The sequence below is a fragment of the Romboutsia sp. LXY-2 genome (assembly GCF_056171995.1).
In genome coordinates, this window is sequence record NZ_JBKFGI010000003.1 from 234,490 (window position 1) to 253,420 (window position 18,931).

Genomic DNA, 18,931 nt, shown 5'->3' on the forward strand with positions numbered 1-18,931 from the left:
AATTATTATTACTATTTTATTGACTTTTTTAACAGATGAAAATTTTATTATAATAAGTTGTTGACTTTATACAGTATATTGTATACAATATACTTAACGACGGATGATAAAGATAAAGCAAAAGGAATATAAGGAGAATAAGATTATGAAAAAAATATTAAGCACAATAAAAGGAATATCAGCATTTTTATTAGTAAATGAGAGAATTAACAGCCAAAGATGTGTGGCGAAAGATATAGATACAACTAAGACTATACTTGAGTGCAAGTAAGTTTTAGTCCTCCATGATGATTAAAATATATATACAACTAAGACGTAGGTAATCACCTATGTCTTTTTTGTTTGTACAAATATTAAAAATAAGTTAAAATAATTTGCAGGAGTCTACAAAAACAAACGAATGAATATGATATAATAGGAGTAAATGTTTTTATCATGATTGAAGAAAGGAGAAGTCTATGGACACCGTTATTGTGTATGGAACCCATTATGGAACTAGTTTAAAAGTAGCACAAGTACTGGGAGAACAGATTGCAGGGGCTGTCGAATTAGTAGATGCAAAAAATATAGAAAATATAGATTTAGATAAAGTAGATAAATTAATAATAGGTTGTGGGATTAAAGTTGGGAATATTCCTAATGAGTTAAAAACTTGGGCAGAAAAAGAGCAAGATAATATAATTAAAAAAGAGCTATACATCTATATGTGTGCTGGCGAAAGAGACGAATCTAAAATAAAAGAGTTATTTTCAAATAATTTTCCAGTGAAGATAATAAATAGTTCTAGGTTTTCAACTTGCGTAGGTGGAGAAGTTAACCTTGATAAACTAAGCTTTTTCACAAAAGTAGTATTTGGTATAGCAAAAAAGTTTAATCCTGGAATAGATAACCTAAGTGAAGAAAAAATTACTAATCTAGCTAAAGAAATAAACAAATTAAAAGTAGATTTATAGATTAAAATACAGTGAATTACATTAATAAGGTTAAAGAAATTGAGGTTGAATATGAAAGGGAGAATCGATTTAACAGAGGGAAAGATTGCAGAAAAGTTAATAAAGCTTTCTTTACCCATAATGGCTACCTCATTTATCCAAATGGGATACAATATGATAGACATGATATGGGTTGGAAAAGCTGGAAGTAAAGCTGTAGCAGCTGTAGGAACGGCAGGATTTTATCCATGGTTGGCTATGGCTTTTATTATGATTTCAAAGGTAGGCGGAGAAATAAAGGTAGCACAAAGTATAGGCGAAAATAATATTAAAACTACTAAATCATATATCAAAGCAGCTATAGAAATAAATATAATTTTAGCACTTTTATATACTTGTGTTATGGTTACATTTAATAGCCAATTGGTAGGTTTATTTAATCTTGGTGATGTTGAGGTTATTTCTATGTCTAGGCAATATTTAGTTATTGTAGGCTTAGGAATGGTGTTTTACTTTATTAACCCAGTATTTACAGGTATCTTTAATGGTATGGGTAACAGTAAAATCCCATTTAGGATAAATACAATTGGTTTAGTTACAAATATTGTATTAGATCCAATTCTTATATTTGGATTAGGTCCTATACCAGCACTTGGAGTAGCAGGAGCAGCACTAGCAACTGTAATTGCGCAAGTAGTAGTAGCACTATCATTTATTTCAATGATAATAAAAAGTAAAGAAGAATACTTTAAAATTAAGCTATTTAGAAATATAGAATGTAACTATTATAAGATTTTATACAAACTAGGATTACCTGTTGCACTACAGAGTGGAATGTTTACAGTATTTTCTATGGGGATAGGCGTTATAGTAGCATCATTTGGTCCAGTAGCTGTTGCAGTGCAAAAGGTTGGCTCTCAGATTGAAGCAATTTCATGGATGAGTGCTGAGGGACTTGCAGTGGCACTTGGAAGTTTTGTTGGTCAAAACTATGGAGCTAAAAAGAAGGATAGAATAATCAAAGGTTGTAAGATTGCAATACTTGTTGCATCAATATGGGGAGTTTTAACTACTGCTATACTAGTCTTTGGAGGTAGTGAAATATTTAAAATATTTATTTCTGAAGCAGATGCAATAGAAAAGGGAGCTGAGTATTTAAGAATATTAGGTTTCTCACAACTATTTATGTGCATTGAAATTATAAGTTCTGCAGTATTTAAAGGTTTAGGAAGAACTTATATACCTTCAACAATTAGTATAACTTTAACTGGTGCAAGAATTCCTATGGCATATTTACTATCTAAGCCTGAAATATTAGGTTTAAATGGAATATGGTGGAGTATTACTATAAGTAGTATATTAAAGGGTATACTAATGTTAAGTATACTAATATGGTTATATAAATTAGGAAGATTATTTATAGATAGTAAAAATGAAAAAGTAAGCTCTGAAGCTGAATTTGAATTAATATAAAATATAAACTTGGGGGATGAAGACTATGAAAAACATTGTTAGTGCAAGTTATTTAAAGGAAAATATCAATAATGATAATCTGGTTATATTAGATTGCAGATTTAGTTTGATGGATAAGGAATATGGTAAAAAGTGTTTTGAACATGAACATATTAAAGGAGCACAAAGAATAGATTTAGAAAAAGATTTATCTAGTGAGGTAAAAGAACATGGTGGAAGACATCCATTACCTTCTATAGATAAGTTAAAAGAAGTATTTGAAGCTGTTGGAATAAGCAATGACTCAATAGTTGTTGCTTATGATGAAGGCGATTTAGCGGGACCTTCAAGATTATGGTGGATACTTAAATATCTAGGTCATGAAAATGTATTTGTGTTAGATGGTGGAATAAATGCTTTTAAAGAAATCGGTGGAGAAACAACAACAGAAACCAATTCTATAAATAAAGGAAGCTTTAACCTTAATGTACAAGAAGATATGAGAGTTGATATGAATTATGTTAAGGAAAGACTAAATAAAAGCCAAGTAGCAATAGTTGACTCAAGAGAAAATCTTAGATATAAAGGTGAATTTGAGCCAGTAGATAAAAAAGCAGGTCATATACCTAGTGCCCTAAATTATTTTTGGATGGATATTTTAAATAAAAAAGATGAAAAAATGAATCTAAAAAGTGAAGAAGAATTAAAGTCTCACTTTGATGATTTAAAAAAATATGAAGAAGTAATAGTATACTGTGGTTCAGGCGTAACAGCTTGCCCTAATAGTTTAGCATTAAGCCAAGCAGGAATAAATCATAAACTATATGCTGGAAGCTTTAGCGACTGGATAAGCTATGAAGATAATATTGTTGAAACAAACTAAGTCTACAATACTTGTGTGAAGGAAAAATTTAATCAAACCTAGAATTAAAGATATAGAATATAAAGTTAATTTAACTTTTATTCTATATCCTTTTTTACGTACAAGTAAATTATAATAACTCTTAACCTGTGTGTAACTCATGAAATTAGGGGATACCAATGTATAAATGTAAGTAAAAAAGTTTTTAGCAACGGGATGTGAGCTTGCCGAGCAGACGTTGGCGACATGAGCGGAGCGAATTTTTTGTAGCCACTTGAGTAAAGACAATTTTTATATATTAAAATATTGATTATTTGGATTGTAAGACAATTTGCAACCATATATTTTATTATAATAATGTTAAGAGGGGGCTTAATATGGAGCGAAAAACAATAAGTCAATTGGAGCTTCAGGTTATAACGCTAAAGGATTTAGACAACTTAGCAGATAAAGATTGTGCAAAAGAAATGGGAATGACTAAAAGTGAGTTTAGAAAAATTTTAAAAGAAACTAGAAAGAAACTTACGTATGCAATATGTGAAAATAAAGAAACCTTAATATGTAAGGAACCAGAAGTTATTGAAGAAATATGTAATACAAAATGTAAGTTTAGATGTGCAACATGTTCTAAAATTTATGAAATTGATTATACAAAAGAATCAATAACTTGCCCATTGTGTGGATCTAATAAAGTTATGAAATTAGAAGAGGCTGGGGATATTTAATATATTCAGTTTAAAATTATAAGTAAGAAATCTTATAAAAATCTATGAGGTGAATATGGAAAATAAACAAATATATACTATTGAAGAAGTAAGCAAAATACTAATTAATAAATATAAGACTGTAGAGATAGATGGATATGATATACTGAATAGTATTAATTATGGTGATGAGGATATTAAGGATATAGTCAAGACTTACAAAATTGATGATGAGGGTGTTATACAAAGCATATTAAGTGCTGAAGAAAAAGAAGAACTAAAAATCACATTAGAGTACTTAGACAAAAACAGAGAAGATGTAGACTTAAATATCATGTTTGACGATATGTATAAAATAACTACTGGAAAATTAGTGGTAATAATGTTAGAAAGTGAAGACAACATTCATTTTACAGGCTTTATAATGCATGGAAGTGGTCAAAAGTTACATGATTATTTGAGTAATATAATAGGAGAAGATCTTGAGAAAAACTATAATAATTTAGATGAGACTATATCTGAGTTGAATAATTATAGACCTTATGGAAAGTATTTTAAATAATATATATTCAAAACAAAAGGAAGAATCAAATGGAAGAAATTAAAGCAAAAAACGTAATTACTAGTAATGCAGGTGGAGATAAATGGTTTGGACTAGATTTCAATATGAACATTTATAGAGGATGTAGTCACGGATGTATATATTGTGATTCTAGAAGTAGCTGTTATCAAATTATTGAGTTTGACAGAGTTCGAGTTAAAGAAAATTCTACAGAAATTATTGACAATGAACTTAAAAATAAAAGAAAAAAAGGTATCATAGGGACAGGAGCAATGAGTGATCCTTATAATCCAATCGAGAGAAATACTGAATTAACTAGAAAGTCTTTAGAACTTGTTGATAAGTATAGATTTGGCATATCTTTAATTACTAAAAGTTCATTGATTACAAGGGATATTGATATATTAAAAAGAATTCAAGAACACTCACCTGTAATAGTAAAGATTACAATTACTACATATGATGATGAGCTTTGTAAAAAGATAGAGCAAAGAGTAGATGTTAGTTCTAAGAGATTTGAGGCAATTAAAAAGCTAAGTGATAATGGAATTTATACAGGTGTATTATTAATGCCTATATTACCTTTTATTAATGATACAGAAGATAATATTAGAAATATTATAAAGAAAGCGCATGAGTGTGGAGCAAGGTTTGTATTTTCTTATGGTTTAGGTGTTACTCTTAGAAACAATCAAAGAGAGTACTATTTTGATCAACTTAGAAAGAAATTTAAAGATGAAAATCTTGTCAAAAGATATATTGAAACATATGGAGAGAGATATTCTTGTGGCTCATTAAAATCAAAAGATCTGTGGAAGATATTTGTTGAAGAGTGTAAAAAGTATAATCTATTATATAAGATGGATGATATTATAGAAGATTATAAAAGTAATTATAAACAAGACCAAATATCATGGTTTTAATTAATTAATAAATGAGGGAAGTTAATAAAAAGGTAAATATTAGATAGTTTATTATTAAATATATAAGAGGGTATTGGGGAGATAATATGAATTTAATAGAGTGTAAAATGACTGAGGATCAAGCAAAAGAAATATCAGCTTGGAACTATGAAGGGGAATATAAGATATATAATTTGCCAAGCTGGTATGAAATGGTAGAGGAAGGTTATTCTTTGTGTGATGAAAAGAAAAGAGAAAGGTTTACTGCTTATATTAATGATAGTAAGGAGATAATTGGTTTTGTAAACTTGCTAGATGAGGGAGAATCTGTGTTTTTTGGTATTGGTATAAATCCAGATTATTGTAGTAAGGGATATGGAAAAGAGATAACTAAGTTAGCTTTAGAAAAAAGTAGTAGAAAATATCCTAAAAAGCCTGTAATTCTTGAGGTTAGAAGCTGGAATGAAAGAGCTATATCATGTTATAAGTCACAAGGATTTGAAATTGTTGATAAAAAAATTCAAGAAACTTGTTTAGGGGTAGGTGAATTTTATGTTATGAGGTGTGAAAATGAAAGTATCGATATTAACTAGTGGATTTCCAAATGGGTTTACTGATGATTTGGTTAAGTGTATAAAGGAATATTATAAAAATAATGGATTATTTGCATTTGTTACATCAGATTTTACAGAGCATACAAAAAATGATAGATATAGGGATATATTTTTAGATATGTTTGTAAACAATGGTATTGTGTTTAATGAAGCTTATACTATTGACAACAGAATTTCAGAGGAAAAGGCAATAGAATTTATAGACGGTGCAGATGTTGTTTGGATTTCTGGAGGAGATACTCTTAAGCAAATTGAGTATTTGAGGGAATATAATTTAATGCCAGCATTGAAGAGAAGAGATGGAATTACTATTGGTATGAGTGCTGGTTCTATAAATATGGCTAATAGAGTGGTAATTGCTAAAGATTTGAGAGAGAATATTACTGAGTTGACTATTTATGATGGTATTGGACTTGTAGACATTAATGTTGAACCACATTTAGATACTACTGATGATGAACATATGAAAGATATTTATGAGGCATCACGATATGCTAGTATTTATGGACTTTGTGATGAGGGGTTTATCAAGGTAGTTGAGGATAGTTTAGAGATTTATGGGACTTGCTATAAATACGAAAATGTTGATTAAGACTTATTTGTTATTATTAGAGATAAATCTAACAGATAAAAAATATAAAAATAAATGCATGAAGGGGGATAGATAGATGAATACGACAAAAATTGATGGAGATTATATTGAAGATTTACTTAATAGGTTAGTAAATGATTATGATTTGTCTTGGGAATTACTATCAAATTTATTTGGGGTAGAAGAAATTAAACTAAGAGATTATAAGAAGTATGAATATGAACTATTTAATGATTTTGAACACTGGAATTCATGGACTATTAAAGCATTAATGTTAGATTATATGTCCCTTGATTCACCAGATTTTAGGTATAAAGCCCATTTGGAGGTATTGATTGATGGATACAAGATTTCAACTAAGTCTATTGCTAATTTTGGTAATATTGATGAACAATATGTTAGAGACTTTTTAAATGATGAAATAGATGTGCCAATAGAGGTTAAGTACAGGTTAGGAGCGTGTATAACTCAATTATTAGTTATATTTAAGAATACATCTTATACTTATTAATTTAGTCATAATATAAAACTCAATGTGATATATATGCAATATAGAGATATAAATATATCACATTAGTGAAAGGGGATTTATTTATGACAAAGTTTATCAGTAATTTGAAGAAATATCGTTTGTTTAATGGTCTAACTCAGGAAGAATTAGCCAACAAAGTTAATGTTAGAAGAGAAACTATAGCTCGTTTAGAAAATGCAAAATATAACCCATCATTGGAGTTAGCTGTAAGAATTTCAAAGGAATTAAGAACTCCTATTGAAGAATTGTTTATATTTGAATTTTAGGTAGATAGTGTATTTTCAGCTTCTGGTGTATATGTAACATATTGTTATTAAATAGTATTTGAGAAAGAAATAGGTAAATAAAAATAAGAGTTGTGCACTAAAACAAATAAGTGTTTTAATGTACAACTTTTGTATTTAATATAATTTATAATTAATGATTTTATAATAAGTATTCTTTATGTAATACCCAAGTGTTATTTTCCCATTTGTAGATGGACACATTATCAAAGCTACACTCAAAATCACAAGGTATCTTATTTACATAATCCCAAAGCTTATCATATATAGATTGTATCTTTTTAGAAGATATAGTAACATGAAAAATCTTACCTTTGCCATCGTGAGGATCAAACTTTATATAGTCAATCTTATCCATAGCTTCAATAAGTTTATCATGCAATTCGTTGCCTTCTTTACTCATTAAAACCCTCATAAAAATTACTCGATTATCAAAATGGTCGTAGCCTTTTATTTTATAAGGCTCTGATTTATTTTCCGTACAAAATCTATCAAGGACATTTTCTAATTGTGTAATATCATCACTTTCAAAAGGTGCCTTAATAGTAAAGTGGGCTGGAAGCTTTGATGATCTTGCTTTGAATTTTTCATATACTTCTTTTCTTAAATTATTATTAAAGTTTCCGGCTTTGTCTTTTACAACAGAAACTACAACATATCTCATTCTATCAACTCCATCTATTTGTTTATTTACTTATATATTAATATTCTATATTTGTATGAAAATTATATCATAAAATGAGATATTAATAATTTGAAATAAGAGTGCTAACATTTAATTTAAGTTTATTTCATTGTTTATTTTGAATCTCATTTTAAAAAATTTTAAAGATATAATATTATAGACTGGGAAAATCTGTTATTATTTATAGTAAAGTAAAAGCATAGGAGGTATTATATGATATCAAAAGAAATTGCTTCTTCGGTACTAGCAAAGTGCTTAGTAACAGGTGGAGATTTTGCAGAAATATTTGAAGAAGATTCTATAAGTAATAATATTGGATTAATAGACAATAAGGTAGAAAATGCACTTGGAGGCAGAAGCTACGGTATAGGGATAAGAATATTTAAAGGATTTAAAAGTGTTTATGCATTTACTAATGATAATTCACTTTCTTCTCTTTTAGATACAGCTTATAAGGCGGCACTAGCTTTAGGAGAGCTAAAGGAAGATACTACAGTATACATTAATAATGAGGTTAACATAAATAACATTCATAATATAAAGCTTTATCCAAATACAGTAGATTATAATAAAAAAATAGGTGTAATGAAGACTGCATATAAGAGTGCAAAAGATTATAGCACAGAAATCTCACAAGTAAGTGTTAATTACTTAGACAAAGATCAAAAGATATTAGTGGCTAATAGTGAAGGTCTATTTGTTGAAGATAGAAGAGTTAGAACAAGATTATCTGTTAGTGCTGTTGCATCTAAGGGTAGTGAAAATCAAACTGGTTTTGAAGGACCAGGAGCATGTAAAGGGTTTGAACTATTTGAAGAAATAGATCCTGAATACTATGGTAGAGAAGCTGCAAGAGTTGCTCACACTATGTTAAATGCTAGAAACTGTCCAGCTGGAAATATGATGGTAGCAATAGACAACGGGTTTGGAGGAGTAATATTCCACGAAGCTTGTGGTCACTCATTAGAAGCTACTTCTGTTGCAAAAGGTAACTCAGTATTTTCTGATAAGTTAGGTCAACAAATAGCATCTACTAAGGTTACGGCAATAGATGATGGAACTATACCAAATTATTGGGGATCTGCTAACATAGATGATGAAGGTAATCCAACCAAGAAGAATGTTTTAATAGAAAATGGGATACTTAAGTCATATATGGTAGATAAATTAAATGGTAGAAGAATGAACATGGAGCCTACGGGAAGTTCAAGAAGACAAAGTTATAAATATGCTCCAACTTCTAGAATGACAAATACATATATTGCTGCAGGAGACGATAATCCAGAAGATATAATAAAATCTATAGACAATGGATTATATGCTAAGAAGATGGGTGGAGGCTCTGTTAACCCTGTTACTGGTGAATTTAACTTTGCAGTATCAGAAGGATATATTGTAAAGAATGGTGAAATCGTGGAGCCTGTAAGAGGCGCTAGTTTAATAGGTAAAGGTAGCGAAATTCTTATGAATATAGATATGGTTGGAAATAATTTAAAGCAAGCACAAGGAATGTGTGGTTCGGTATCAGGAAGTATTCCAACAAATGTAGGTCAGCCTATGATAAGAGTTAAAGAAATTACTGTTGGCGGAAGATCGGAGGAATAATTATGGAATTTTTACAATTTAAAGATTTATTATTTGAAAAAGCTAAATTAGAAGGATTTGAAGAATGTGAAATATATTTTACAAGTGGTGAAAATTTAAGTATTTCTGTTTATGAAGGGGAAGTAGAAAAATATAACTTAGATAAATCATTTGGATTATCATTTAGAGGTAAGATAAATGAAAAGATGGGTTATTCATATACAGAAATTATGGATGAAGTAACTATTGAAATGTTAGTAAAAAATGCTAAAGAAGGTGCTTTAGCAATAGAAAATGATGACACACAATTTATCTATGATGGAGATGATAACTATGATAGAGTTAGAACATTTTCTGAAGAAATAGATAATATTGATGCCAAGAAATTAATAGATATTGCACTAGATTTAGAAAAAGAAGCTAAAGAATATAATGATAGGGTTGTTAATATAAGTGGATGTAAGGTTTCATATAGTTCTTCAAATTATGGAATATACAACACTAAAGGATTAGAGTTAAACAATAAAGGAAACCTATTATTAGGATATGTAGTGCCTATAGTTAAAGAAAATGAAGATAAATATGATGGTATGGGATATGCTACTGCATTATCTTTAAAGGATTTAGACCCTAAGATAATTGCTAAAGAAGGTGTAGAAGATGCACTATCTAAAATAGGCGGAAAAAGTATATCATCAGGAAAATATAAAACAATAATAAATAATGAAGCTATGGTTTCATTAATAAGTACTTTCTCAGATATTTTTAGTGCAGATGCAGTACAAAAAGGATTATCTTTATTAAAAGGTAAAGAAGGAGAAGTAATAGCATCACCAATAGTTACAATAGTTGATGATCCATTATTAAATGATGGATTGGCATCAACGCCATTTGATGATGAAGGTGTGGCAACGTACAAGAAAAAAATAGTAAGCGATGGTAAATTAATAACTTTACTTCATAATTTAAAAACTGCAAATAAAGCTAATGTAGCAACAACTGGAAATGGATTTAAAGCTTCATATGCTTCACCTGTTGGAATTTCACCAACTAACTTCTATATTGAAAAAGGAAGTCAAAGCTTACAAGATTTAATGAATGAAGTTGGAGAAGGATTAATGGTAACAGATTTTGCAGGACTTCACTCTGGTGCAAATTCAATAACTGGAGACTTCTCATTGGCAGCAAAAGGATTTTATATAAAATATGGAAAAAAAGCATTCCCAGTTGAGCAAATAACTGTGGCAGGGAATTACTTTGATTTATTAAAAGATATAGAAGCAATTGGAAATGATTTAAAATTCCCATTAAGTAGCGTTGGATCGCCTTCTGTTATAGTAAAAGAATTATCTGTTGCAGGAAAATAAATAAAAGACTAGATTAATACAAATACTATAACTTAAGATGGGAGTGACATTTTATGATATCACAATTATTAGTAAAAACTTTTGTTAAAAATAGTGAAAATACCCAAAATGAAACTGTTAGAAATAAGTATGGGTATTTAGCAGGAATGGTAGGTATTTTTGCTAACTTACTATTATTTTTAGTTAAATTTTCTGTTGGTATGATAACTTCAAGTATTGCAGTAACAGCAGATGCTTTTAATAACTTTTCTGATATGGCATCTTCAATTATTACTATAGTTGGATTTAAAATTGCTTCAAAACCGGCAGATAAAGAACATCCCTTTGGCCATGGAAGGGTAGAGTATATATCTGCACTAATTGTAGCATTTATGGTAATGCTCGTAGGTGTGCAATTTATTCAATCATCTATAAAAAGAATACTTAATCCTGTAAGTATAACTTTTGAGATTGTACCATTTATACTATTATTAGTATCAATATTTATTAAATTCTGGCTAAGTAGATTCAATAAGTTTGTAGGAGATAAAATTGATTCATCTGCTTTAAGGGCAGCATCTGTTGATGCTATGGGAGATGTATTTACATCAAGTTGCGTTGTAGTTTCTTTTTTAGCTACTAGATTCACTAGCCTTCCTATTGATGGATATATTGGTATACTAGTTTCTTTAGCAATACTTTATGCTGGTTTCACATTAGTTAAAGAAACAATAAGTCCACTTTTAGGTGAAGCGCCAGATGAGGAATTAGTAAAGGATATCAACCAAGGTGTTTTATCATATGAACATATTTCAGGTGTTCATGATTTAATAATTCATAACTATGGTGTAGGTAAATGTATGGCTTCTATTCATGCTGAGATACCTGCCAATATTGATATTATGAAAATACATGATATTATTGATGAAGCTGAAAGAGAGATTTCTAAAAAACTTAATATTTATCTTGTAATTCATATGGATCCAATATGTGTAGAAACTGAGGAAATAACAGTAGCTAGAGAAGAGGTAGAAAATATTTTAGAAGATTATCCTTTTGTAAAATCAATTCATGACTTTAGAATCGTAGGAGATGATGAAAAGAAGAATCTAATTTTTGATATAGTAGTTAACCCTGGTGATATTGGTAAAGATATTAGTGAAGATGATTTAATAACAGAGATCGGTAATAAAATTAAAAAAGTACATCCACAGTATAAGTCAATTATTACTGTAGATCGAGAATATATATAAGCATCTTGATATGAAAAGAATTCATTTTGAAAAACTATATGAAGAGAAAATGAATGTTAATGCTTAAACAACTTTATATAAAATAAAAGTGGTTATCAAAATGTATAGATAGCCACTTTTTATTATGATTTTATTAAGAATTAGATATTTCTTTTAATGCATTTATAAAAGTTTCAGCTTCTTCTAAAGTGTTATATAATCCAAGACTTATTCTAACTAAACCATTATTACTAGACGTGTTATTTTCCTCTGAAGTCATAAATTCTTCATAAGCTTCATCATCACTTACACCTAATAATCTATATACATAAGGATGAGCACAGAATTTTGCACATCTTGTAGCTATTCCATATCTATCAGCTAATTTTTTTGAAACTTCATTGTATTTCATGTTTTTCAAGTTAAAAGTGATAACACCTAGTCTATCTAATGTATTATCAACATCCCCGTATAAAACTAAGTTTGGTATTTGTTTCATTTCGTTTATTAGATAATCTTTTATTTCCATTTCATGGCTATAGATTTTATCAAAACCAATTTTTTTCAACTCTACTAATGCACGAATCATAGCCATAACTCCTAAGAAATTAGGGCTTCCAGCTTCTAAGCGTGATGGTGGTTGGCTCCATATTATAGAATCATCAAATACAGCATCTACACAACCTCCACCTCTTAAGAACGGCTCATTTTCAAATAAATCCTTTGCTAAGCCAACTATAGCACCACAGCCAAAAGGAGCATAAGCTTTATGAGCAGAGAACACTAAGAAGTCAATTTGCTCGTTGGGATTATTGCCCTTCATATTAACTTCTTTGTGAGCTACAAGTTGTGCAGCGTCAACAATTATTTTAGCACCATATTTATGACATAATCTTGCAATACCATGAATATTGTTAGCGTAACCAGTTACGTTTGAAGCTCCAGTTATACTTACAAATTTGATTTTGCCCTTACTTTCAATTAATTTCTTTTCTACTGCTTCTAAACCTATCCTTCCATAGTTATCTACATCTACGTACTCAACAGTTGCTGTATGTCTCCAAGGAAGATCATTTGCATGATGCTCCATTCTTGTTGTTAAAACTTTTTCGCTTTTATCTTTTATCAAAACATTTGCTAGAATATTTATGGACTCAGTGGTAGTTTTTGTGTAAATAACAGTGTAATCGTTGTTGCCTTCAAGATTAAAGAAGCTTAATATTGTGTTTCTTCCATCTTCATATCTCTTTGTACATAGTTCGCCTTTTTGACCTGCACCTCTTGCAATTGGTCCATATGTTTGTGCATTTTTTATTATTGCATTTAAGGAACATTTTAAAGGTGGAGTAGTGGCACCATTGTCGAAGTTTATAGGTATTGTAGGCATGCCATTTTCAAGGAGAACGGGTGTTTCTAATCCTACAAATAGATTTCTAAAGTTGGGACTCATGATATAACCTCCATATGATATTAAGTAAAGAATATTTAACATAAAAACTTACTTAATATCACTATATGAGTATAGTTAAAATAAGTTCTAGTTTATAGTCCAACTTAACCAAATGTATATTTTAGAATTGGACATCTAGGTAATTTTAAATATATTAGATTTTAATGATATTTAAGAAATAAAATATCAACTTATACACATCGTAGTATAACTACAAAAGGATTATTAAAATGTAGTAATACTATTTACAAATTTAAATTAGTGATATAGAATAACATTTACAGGTGATGTAAATAAAAAATAAAACATTTTAAATGTATTTTGTCTTGGTGAGCAATTTTGTATTACTATAGGGGGGGAGAAGATAAATTGAAAAATAGAAGATATTATGATGAAATAATAAGGGGTGCATATGAAAATCTAACCAATTCAGAAAAAATGGTTGCAGATTTTATCTTATCAAATTCTTATTCAGTGTTAATAATGACGTTAAGTCAATTATCTATAGATATAGGTGTAAGTGAAAATATAATAGTTAGCTTTGTAGAAAAAGTTGGGTTTAATGGATACACACAATTTAAAATGAAGCTATTAGAAGATTTTTATAAATAATATATTTCATAAAATCATTACTATAGGTTTGTCTTAATAAATATTGATGATTACTTATAAATAATGTATTTTCACTACTACATAATTAATAAAAATTACTAGGATTAAGGATGTGTATAAATTGAAAAATAATGAATCGTATGAGCAGAAAATAAAGAATATGTATAATGCCCTAAGTTCTTCAGAAAAAAAGGTTGCAGATTTTGTGATATCAAATGGTTATGCTGTATCAACGATGTCCCTTAATAAATTATCTGTAAATACAGGGGTAAGCGAACCAACAATTATTAGATTTGTAAAGAAAATAGGATTTAATGGATATATTGAATTTAAGATGAACTTAATGAAAGATTGGGGCAGAGAATCAATAAAAGAAAAAAATGAAACTAATTTATTACTAGATTTACATATAGAAAAAGATGAAAAGTTAGAAGATATTCCACAAAAAATGATAGGAATGACAATTAAGGCTTTAGAAGATACATTAAAGCTAATGGAATTTGAAAAATATAATGAAGCTATTGATATAATCCGAAATGCAAACATTATAGATGTTTATGGAGTAGGTAATTCTGGAAGCGTTGCAAGTGATATTATGAATAAGTTAATTCGTATAGGACTAAATTGTAGATCATATCCAGATAATCATATACAACAAATTTATGCAAGTAATTTAACAGATAGAGATGTTGCAATAGCAGTATCTCACTCTGGTAAAACTATTGATACTGTTGACGTTTTAAAAATTGCAAAAAAATCTGGAGCTAAAACAATAGCAATAACAAACTATAAGGCATCAACAATTACTGAGTATGCAGATATTGTTTTTTATACTGGTGATGTGGAATCAACATTCTATAGTGAAACAATGGTATCACGTATTTCGCAACTGGCTATAGTAGATATTCTGTATATGGGTCTTTTATCTAAAAATTTTGAAATAGCTACTGAACGGCTTGATATAATAAATATGCTAATAAAAGGTAGGAGCTACTAAATATAACGAAATTAATTTTTTATTCATATGATTTATTCTTCAAATACTTATAATAATGTATCTATGTATAATTGCGGAATGGAAAGTAAAGTTTTGTATCCAAATATATATAATATTAATATAGTTTCAGATTTGAAAATTCATTTTTATGGGTGATAATAGAAACCACTTAATTTTTATTAAGTGGTTTATACTTTTAAATTCAATTTTAAGCAAAAGATGTTTCTTTATTTTCTATACCTTTAGCTCTTAGCTTTTCTAACATGTCTGTAGTCATCTTGCTTAAATCATATTCATACTTGAAGCCCCACTCATTTATTGCACAAGTTGAGTCTATTGAGTTTGGCCAAGATTCAGCTATAGATTGACGAACTGGGTCTACATTATAGCTAAATTCAAACTCCGGGATATGCTTTTTAATTTCAGCAGCTATTTCTTCTGGTGCAAAGTTCATTGCTGTAATATTAAATGCATTTCTATGTATTAATTTTGAACCATCTGCTTCTAATAAATCTACTATTGCTTGAAGAGCATCTGGCATATACATCATATCCATTTGAGTACCTTCAGCTATAAAAGATTTATATTTCTTATTTTTTAATGCTTCATAATATATATCAACAGCATAGTCAGTAGTTCCACCACCTGGAGGAGTAACATAAGAGATTAGACCAGGGAATCTTACGCTCCTTGTATCTACACCATACTTATTAAAGTAGTAGTCAGATAATAATTCTCCAGAAACCTTAGTAACACCATACATTGTATTAGGTCTTTGGATAGTGTCTTGAGGAGTTTTGTCTTTTGGAGAATTTGGACCAAAAGCAGCAATAGAACTTGGAGCAAATAATTTACAGTTGTGTTCTTTTGCAATTTCGAGAGCGTTAACAAGTCCTCCCATGTTTAATTTCCAAGCAAACTGAGGATTTTTTTCTCCAACAGCAGAAAGTAAAGATGCTAAGTGAACTATTGTATCTACTTTATGATTTTTAACCACATTATTCATTGCTTCAATATCCATAACATCAAGTAACTCAAAAGAACCACAGTTTACCACTTCGCTACATTCAATTGATCTTACATCTGTAGCTATGACATTGCAAACACCGTATTCTTTTCTAAGTTTAGTAATCAACTCTGATCCTATTTGACCAAGAGCTCCTGTTACTAGAATTTTATTCATATAAATACCCCCATATAATAATCTTAAAAATTTTAAATTTATGAATTCTTATATGATGTCTAATTCTTTTCCTACTTTTTCGTATATAGCTAAAGCTTCATCTAACATCTCTTTAGTGTGTGCAGCAGTAGGCATGTTTCTAACTCTACCTGTTCCTTTTGGTACGGTAGGAAAAACTATTGACTTAGCGTATACACCTTCCTCAAATAATCTTTTACTGAATAATTGAGTTTTGCTTTCATCACCAATAATACATGGAGTTATTGGTGTTTCACTATTTCCAATGTTAAATCCTAGAGCTTTTAGACCTTCTTTTAGGTAATTACCATTTTCCCAAACCTTATCGACTAAGTCAGCACTTTGGGATAAAATGTTTATTGATTCATTACAAGCAGCAGCAGCACCAGGAGTTAGTGAAGTAGAGAATAGGAATGGTCTTCCTCTAACTTTTAACCAATCTATAAGATCTTTGCTTCCTGCTACATATCCACCTACAACGCCTATTGCTTTTGAAAGTGTACCTATTTGGAAGTCAACCCTATCTTGTAAGCCAAAGTGTTTACACGTTCCTGCACCTTTTCCAGTTACACCAGAACCATGAGCATCATCTACATATGAGATTAAGTCAAATTCTTCAGCGATTTCTATTATTTCTGGTAGTTTTGCTATATCTCCATCCATAGAGAATACACCATCAGTAATAACCATTATTTTGTTATATTTGCCACTTTCAGTAGCTTCTTTTGCTTTATTTCTTAAGTCATCCATATTAGAGTGATTGTATCTTATTATTTTTGCACCAGAAAGCTTGCATCCATCAATTATTGAAGCATGGTTTAGTTCATCAGATAAGATAGCGTCATTCTTGTCCATTACTGCTTGGATAGCTCCCATGTTACAGCAAAATCCTGATTGGAAAGCTATAGAAGCTTCTGTTCCTTTAAACTTTGCAATACTTTCTTCTAAGATGTCGTGAATTTCTAAAGTACCATTAATTGTTCTAACTGCACCAGCACCTGCACCATATTTGATGGTTGCATCAGTAGTTGCTTTTATAAGTCTTTCATCAGAAGCTAGTCCTAAATAATTGTTAGATGATAGATTGATTAGTTCTCTGTTATTTATAGTGATTATTGGTCCATTAGAACTTTGTAGAGGATCTATTTTGTTATATAGACCTTTTGATTTTAATTCATTAAGATTAGTTTCTAAGAAGTTTGATAGAGACATGTTTTTTATAGCTGAGCTGTTTGCCATTGTGCATCCTCCTATTAATATATAATTAATTAAATATATAATTATCTCATTTAATATAATTTTAAGTTTTAAGCTTGACTATTGTAAATAATAATTAGTAATCAAATAAATGCAATAACTAACAAATACTTTAATAAAAGAGTAAATATTGATGAATTAGTTGAAAATCATAATAGAAATATGTCTGAAATGTAGAAAAGAGATTCTTAATTTTTTAGAGACTGATAGGGGAAATTAAAAATTTAGTGGCAAGAAAATAATAAATATAAAAAATATATGGAAAATAATGTACTATAGTTGTATAGATAAAATAAGTCTTGTAAGTTGAGACGATACATTTAAGGAGAGTAAAAGATGAAATTTTGTTGGACTACGATAACAGTAAAAGATTTAGAAGAATCACTAAAGTTTTATGAGGAGGTAGTTGGATTAAAGTGTAGTAGAAGATTTGAAGCAGGACCAAACACTGAGATTGCTTTTTTAGGTGATGGAGAAACTGAGATAGAGCTGTTATGGGACAAAGGGGTAGAAAAGGTTAATTTAGGAAAGGATATTTCTTTAGGATTTGAAGTGGAAAGTGTTGATAAGATGTTAAAGTTTGTTGAAGATAGAGGGATAGAAGTTTTAGGTGGGATAATTCAGCCAAATCCTCATATAAAGTTTTTCTTTGTAAAGGATCCTAACGGTTTAAAAATTCAATTTGTTGAGAATAAATAGAGTTGGCAAATGTTCTATAATTTGAAACATTAATATATTTAGAATAAAGAGCATATAAAAACAGCTAGATTTTTGTTAAAGTGATATACCTCCCCCATGACAAATGTTTTATTTTTTTAATTGTCAACCATAAAGGGAGAATATAAATTTTAAATATCTAGCTATTTTTATATATTTTATAGAATTATTGTATACTCAAAGTTTTCAAATAGAAGTTTTGTACCCTCATCTATTTCAAGAGGCAATAAAGCTCTTGCTATTCTTATTTGTTCCTTATTTTCATCTACTAAAACAGCATAATCGCCATCTATTAATGTTACTATGTAATTTCTAGTTATCATATTAGTACCCTCCTATTAATAAATTCTATTATCTAATATCAGATTATATTTTATTGACACCATATATAATATAAATTACCATTTAATTGAT

General features: G+C 29.2%; 22 protein-coding genes. 17 read left to right on the top strand and 5 right to left on the bottom strand.

What is annotated here, in order from left to right:
* The first annotated feature begins 145 nt into the window (after positions 1–145).
* From ACI48P_RS06970 to ACI48P_RS07020, 11 genes are all read left to right on the top strand, one after another.
* On the top strand, positions 146–271 hold the full coding sequence (locus ACI48P_RS06970; protein WP_475214763.1) for a hypothetical protein: 126 nt from the start codon (positions 146–148) through the stop codon (positions 269–271).
* Positions 272–458: 187 nt separating this feature from the next.
* On the top strand, positions 459–953 hold the full coding sequence (locus tag ACI48P_RS06975; RefSeq protein WP_475214764.1) for a flavodoxin domain-containing protein: 495 nt from the start codon (positions 459–461) through the stop codon (positions 951–953).
* Between the two features lie 24 nt (positions 954–977).
* Positions 978–2,405 carry an MATE family efflux transporter gene (locus tag ACI48P_RS06980; protein WP_475215031.1) on the top strand — a complete coding sequence of 476 codons (1,428 nt, stop codon included), beginning with the start codon at positions 978–980 and terminating at the stop codon, positions 2,403–2,405.
* Between the two features lie 25 nt (positions 2,406–2,430).
* Positions 2,431–3,267 (top strand): sulfurtransferase, encoded by an 837-nt coding sequence (locus ACI48P_RS06985; RefSeq protein ID WP_475214765.1) that lies wholly within the window; start codon positions 2,431–2,433, stop codon positions 3,265–3,267.
* Positions 3,268–3,623: 356 nt separating this feature from the next.
* Positions 3,624–3,971, top strand: coding sequence for a DUF134 domain-containing protein (locus tag ACI48P_RS06990; protein WP_475214766.1), 348 nt, complete (start codon positions 3,624–3,626; stop codon positions 3,969–3,971).
* Positions 3,972–4,026: 55 nt separating this feature from the next.
* Positions 4,027–4,512 (top strand): hypothetical protein, encoded by a 486-nt coding sequence (locus tag ACI48P_RS06995; protein ID WP_475214767.1) that lies wholly within the window; start codon positions 4,027–4,029, stop codon positions 4,510–4,512.
* 29 nt (positions 4,513–4,541) lie between these two features.
* Positions 4,542–5,435, top strand: a complete 894-nt coding sequence (locus ACI48P_RS07000) for an SPL family radical SAM protein (protein WP_475214768.1) — start codon at positions 4,542–4,544, stop codon at positions 5,433–5,435.
* A gap of 86 nt (positions 5,436–5,521) precedes the next feature.
* A complete protein-coding gene (locus ACI48P_RS07005) occupies positions 5,522–6,007 on the top strand; it encodes a GNAT family N-acetyltransferase (protein WP_475214769.1) in 486 nt (161 codons plus the stop codon).
* Positions 5,985–6,620 (top strand): Type 1 glutamine amidotransferase-like domain-containing protein, encoded by a 636-nt coding sequence (locus ACI48P_RS07010; RefSeq protein ID WP_475214770.1) that lies wholly within the window; start codon positions 5,985–5,987, stop codon positions 6,618–6,620. The genes ACI48P_RS07005 and ACI48P_RS07010 overlap by 23 nt, the downstream gene beginning before the upstream one ends.
* A 76-nt stretch (positions 6,621–6,696) precedes the next feature.
* Positions 6,697–7,131: an HTH domain-containing protein gene (locus ACI48P_RS07015; protein ID WP_475214771.1), complete on the top strand. Its 435-nt coding sequence runs from the start codon at positions 6,697–6,699 to the stop codon at positions 7,129–7,131.
* Between the two features lie 83 nt (positions 7,132–7,214).
* Positions 7,215–7,418, top strand: coding sequence for a helix-turn-helix transcriptional regulator (locus tag ACI48P_RS07020; protein ID WP_475214772.1), 204 nt, complete (start codon positions 7,215–7,217; stop codon positions 7,416–7,418).
* 160 nt (positions 7,419–7,578) lie between these two features.
* Here ACI48P_RS07020 and ACI48P_RS07025 read toward each other — a convergent pair whose 3' ends face one another.
* Positions 7,579–8,100, bottom strand: a complete 522-nt coding sequence (locus tag ACI48P_RS07025) for a 2'-5' RNA ligase family protein (protein ID WP_475214773.1) — start codon at positions 8,098–8,100, stop codon at positions 7,579–7,581.
* 234 nt (positions 8,101–8,334) lie between these two features.
* Here ACI48P_RS07025 and ACI48P_RS07030 point away from each other — a divergent pair, with 234 nt between their 5' ends.
* From ACI48P_RS07030 to ACI48P_RS07040, 3 genes are read left to right on the top strand one after another with little or no spacing between them, the layout of a single operon-like run.
* Entirely contained in the window at positions 8,335–9,726 is a 1,392-nt protein-coding gene (locus ACI48P_RS07030) for a TldD/PmbA family protein (protein WP_475214774.1), read from the top strand.
* 2 nt (positions 9,727–9,728) lie between these two features.
* Positions 9,729–11,072, top strand: a complete 1,344-nt coding sequence (locus ACI48P_RS07035; RefSeq protein ID WP_475214775.1) for a TldD/PmbA family protein — start codon at positions 9,729–9,731, stop codon at positions 11,070–11,072.
* Between the two features lie 53 nt (positions 11,073–11,125).
* Complete coding sequence (locus ACI48P_RS07040; protein ID WP_475214776.1) at positions 11,126–12,304, top strand: cation diffusion facilitator family transporter; 1,179 nt, start codon at positions 11,126–11,128, stop codon at positions 12,302–12,304.
* Between the two features lie 133 nt (positions 12,305–12,437).
* Here the strand turns inward: ACI48P_RS07040 and ACI48P_RS07045 are convergent, their stop codons facing one another.
* Complete coding sequence (locus ACI48P_RS07045; protein ID WP_475214777.1) at positions 12,438–13,733, bottom strand: aminotransferase class V-fold PLP-dependent enzyme; 1,296 nt, start codon at positions 13,731–13,733, stop codon at positions 12,438–12,440.
* Between the two features lie 369 nt (positions 13,734–14,102).
* On the opposite strand from ACI48P_RS07045, the gene ACI48P_RS07050 reads away from it, so the two are divergent.
* Both ACI48P_RS07050 and ACI48P_RS07055 read left to right on the top strand, forming a co-directional pair.
* Complete coding sequence (locus ACI48P_RS07050; protein WP_475214778.1) at positions 14,103–14,345, top strand: MurR/RpiR family transcriptional regulator; 243 nt, start codon at positions 14,103–14,105, stop codon at positions 14,343–14,345.
* A gap of 121 nt (positions 14,346–14,466) precedes the next feature.
* Entirely contained in the window at positions 14,467–15,342 is an 876-nt protein-coding gene (locus ACI48P_RS07055) for a MurR/RpiR family transcriptional regulator (protein ID WP_475214779.1), read from the top strand.
* 208 nt (positions 15,343–15,550) lie between these two features.
* Here ACI48P_RS07055 and ACI48P_RS07060 read toward each other — a convergent pair whose 3' ends face one another.
* The gene (locus ACI48P_RS07060; protein WP_475214780.1) at positions 15,551–16,525 is read right to left on the bottom strand and encodes an L-threonine 3-dehydrogenase; all 975 of its coding nucleotides are present in this window, start codon (positions 16,523–16,525) and stop codon (positions 15,551–15,553) included.
* 48 nt (positions 16,526–16,573) lie between these two features.
* Positions 16,574–17,782, bottom strand: a complete 1,209-nt coding sequence (locus tag ACI48P_RS07065) for a glycine C-acetyltransferase (protein WP_475214781.1) — start codon at positions 17,780–17,782, stop codon at positions 16,574–16,576.
* 354 nt (positions 17,783–18,136) lie between these two features.
* Between ACI48P_RS07065 and ACI48P_RS07070 the strand changes: the two genes are divergently transcribed.
* Entirely contained in the window at positions 18,137–18,499 is a 363-nt protein-coding gene (locus ACI48P_RS07070; protein WP_475214782.1) for a VOC family protein, read from the top strand.
* Positions 18,500–18,675: 176 nt separating this feature from the next.
* Here the strand turns inward: ACI48P_RS07070 and ACI48P_RS07075 are convergent, their stop codons facing one another.
* Positions 18,676–18,840, bottom strand: coding sequence for a hypothetical protein (locus ACI48P_RS07075; protein WP_475214783.1), 165 nt, complete (start codon positions 18,838–18,840; stop codon positions 18,676–18,678).
* Positions 18,841–18,931 lie beyond the last annotated feature (91 nt).

What these genes read in the sequence shown, in the direction of transcription:
- ACI48P_RS06970 (WP_475214763.1), top strand. Translation starts at nt 146, where the DNA reads ATGAAAAAAATATTAAGCACAATAAAAGGAATATCAGCATTTTTATTA.
- ACI48P_RS06975 (WP_475214764.1), top strand. Translation starts at nt 459, where the DNA reads ATGGACACCGTTATTGTGTATGGAACCCATTATGGAACTAGTTTAAAA.
- ACI48P_RS06985 (WP_475214765.1), top strand. Translation starts at nt 2,431, where the DNA reads ATGAAAAACATTGTTAGTGCAAGTTATTTAAAGGAAAATATCAATAAT.
- ACI48P_RS06990 (WP_475214766.1), top strand. Translation starts at nt 3,624, where the DNA reads ATGGAGCGAAAAACAATAAGTCAATTGGAGCTTCAGGTTATAACGCTA.
- ACI48P_RS06995 (WP_475214767.1), top strand. Translation starts at nt 4,027, where the DNA reads ATGGAAAATAAACAAATATATACTATTGAAGAAGTAAGCAAAATACTA.
- ACI48P_RS07000 (WP_475214768.1), top strand. Translation starts at nt 4,542, where the DNA reads ATGGAAGAAATTAAAGCAAAAAACGTAATTACTAGTAATGCAGGTGGA.
- ACI48P_RS07005 (WP_475214769.1), top strand. Translation starts at nt 5,522, where the DNA reads ATGAATTTAATAGAGTGTAAAATGACTGAGGATCAAGCAAAAGAAATA.
- ACI48P_RS07010 (WP_475214770.1), top strand. Translation starts at nt 5,985, where the DNA reads ATGAAAGTATCGATATTAACTAGTGGATTTCCAAATGGGTTTACTGAT.
- ACI48P_RS07015 (WP_475214771.1), top strand. Translation starts at nt 6,697, where the DNA reads ATGAATACGACAAAAATTGATGGAGATTATATTGAAGATTTACTTAAT.
- ACI48P_RS07020 (WP_475214772.1), top strand. Translation starts at nt 7,215, where the DNA reads ATGACAAAGTTTATCAGTAATTTGAAGAAATATCGTTTGTTTAATGGT.
- ACI48P_RS07025 (WP_475214773.1), bottom strand. Translation starts at nt 8,100, where the DNA reads ATGAGATATGTTGTAGTTTCTGTTGTAAAAGACAAAGCCGGAAACTTT.
- ACI48P_RS07030 (WP_475214774.1), top strand. Translation starts at nt 8,335, where the DNA reads ATGATATCAAAAGAAATTGCTTCTTCGGTACTAGCAAAGTGCTTAGTA.
- ACI48P_RS07035 (WP_475214775.1), top strand. Translation starts at nt 9,729, where the DNA reads ATGGAATTTTTACAATTTAAAGATTTATTATTTGAAAAAGCTAAATTA.
- ACI48P_RS07040 (WP_475214776.1), top strand. Translation starts at nt 11,126, where the DNA reads ATGATATCACAATTATTAGTAAAAACTTTTGTTAAAAATAGTGAAAAT.
- ACI48P_RS07045 (WP_475214777.1), bottom strand. Translation starts at nt 13,733, where the DNA reads ATGAGTCCCAACTTTAGAAATCTATTTGTAGGATTAGAAACACCCGTT.
- ACI48P_RS07060 (WP_475214780.1), bottom strand. Translation starts at nt 16,525, where the DNA reads ATGAATAAAATTCTAGTAACAGGAGCTCTTGGTCAAATAGGATCAGAG.
- ACI48P_RS07065 (WP_475214781.1), bottom strand. Translation starts at nt 17,782, where the DNA reads ATGGCAAACAGCTCAGCTATAAAAAACATGTCTCTATCAAACTTCTTA.
- ACI48P_RS07070 (WP_475214782.1), top strand. Translation starts at nt 18,137, where the DNA reads ATGAAATTTTGTTGGACTACGATAACAGTAAAAGATTTAGAAGAATCA.
- ACI48P_RS07075 (WP_475214783.1), bottom strand. Translation starts at nt 18,840, where the DNA reads ATGATAACTAGAAATTACATAGTAACATTAATAGATGGCGATTATGCT.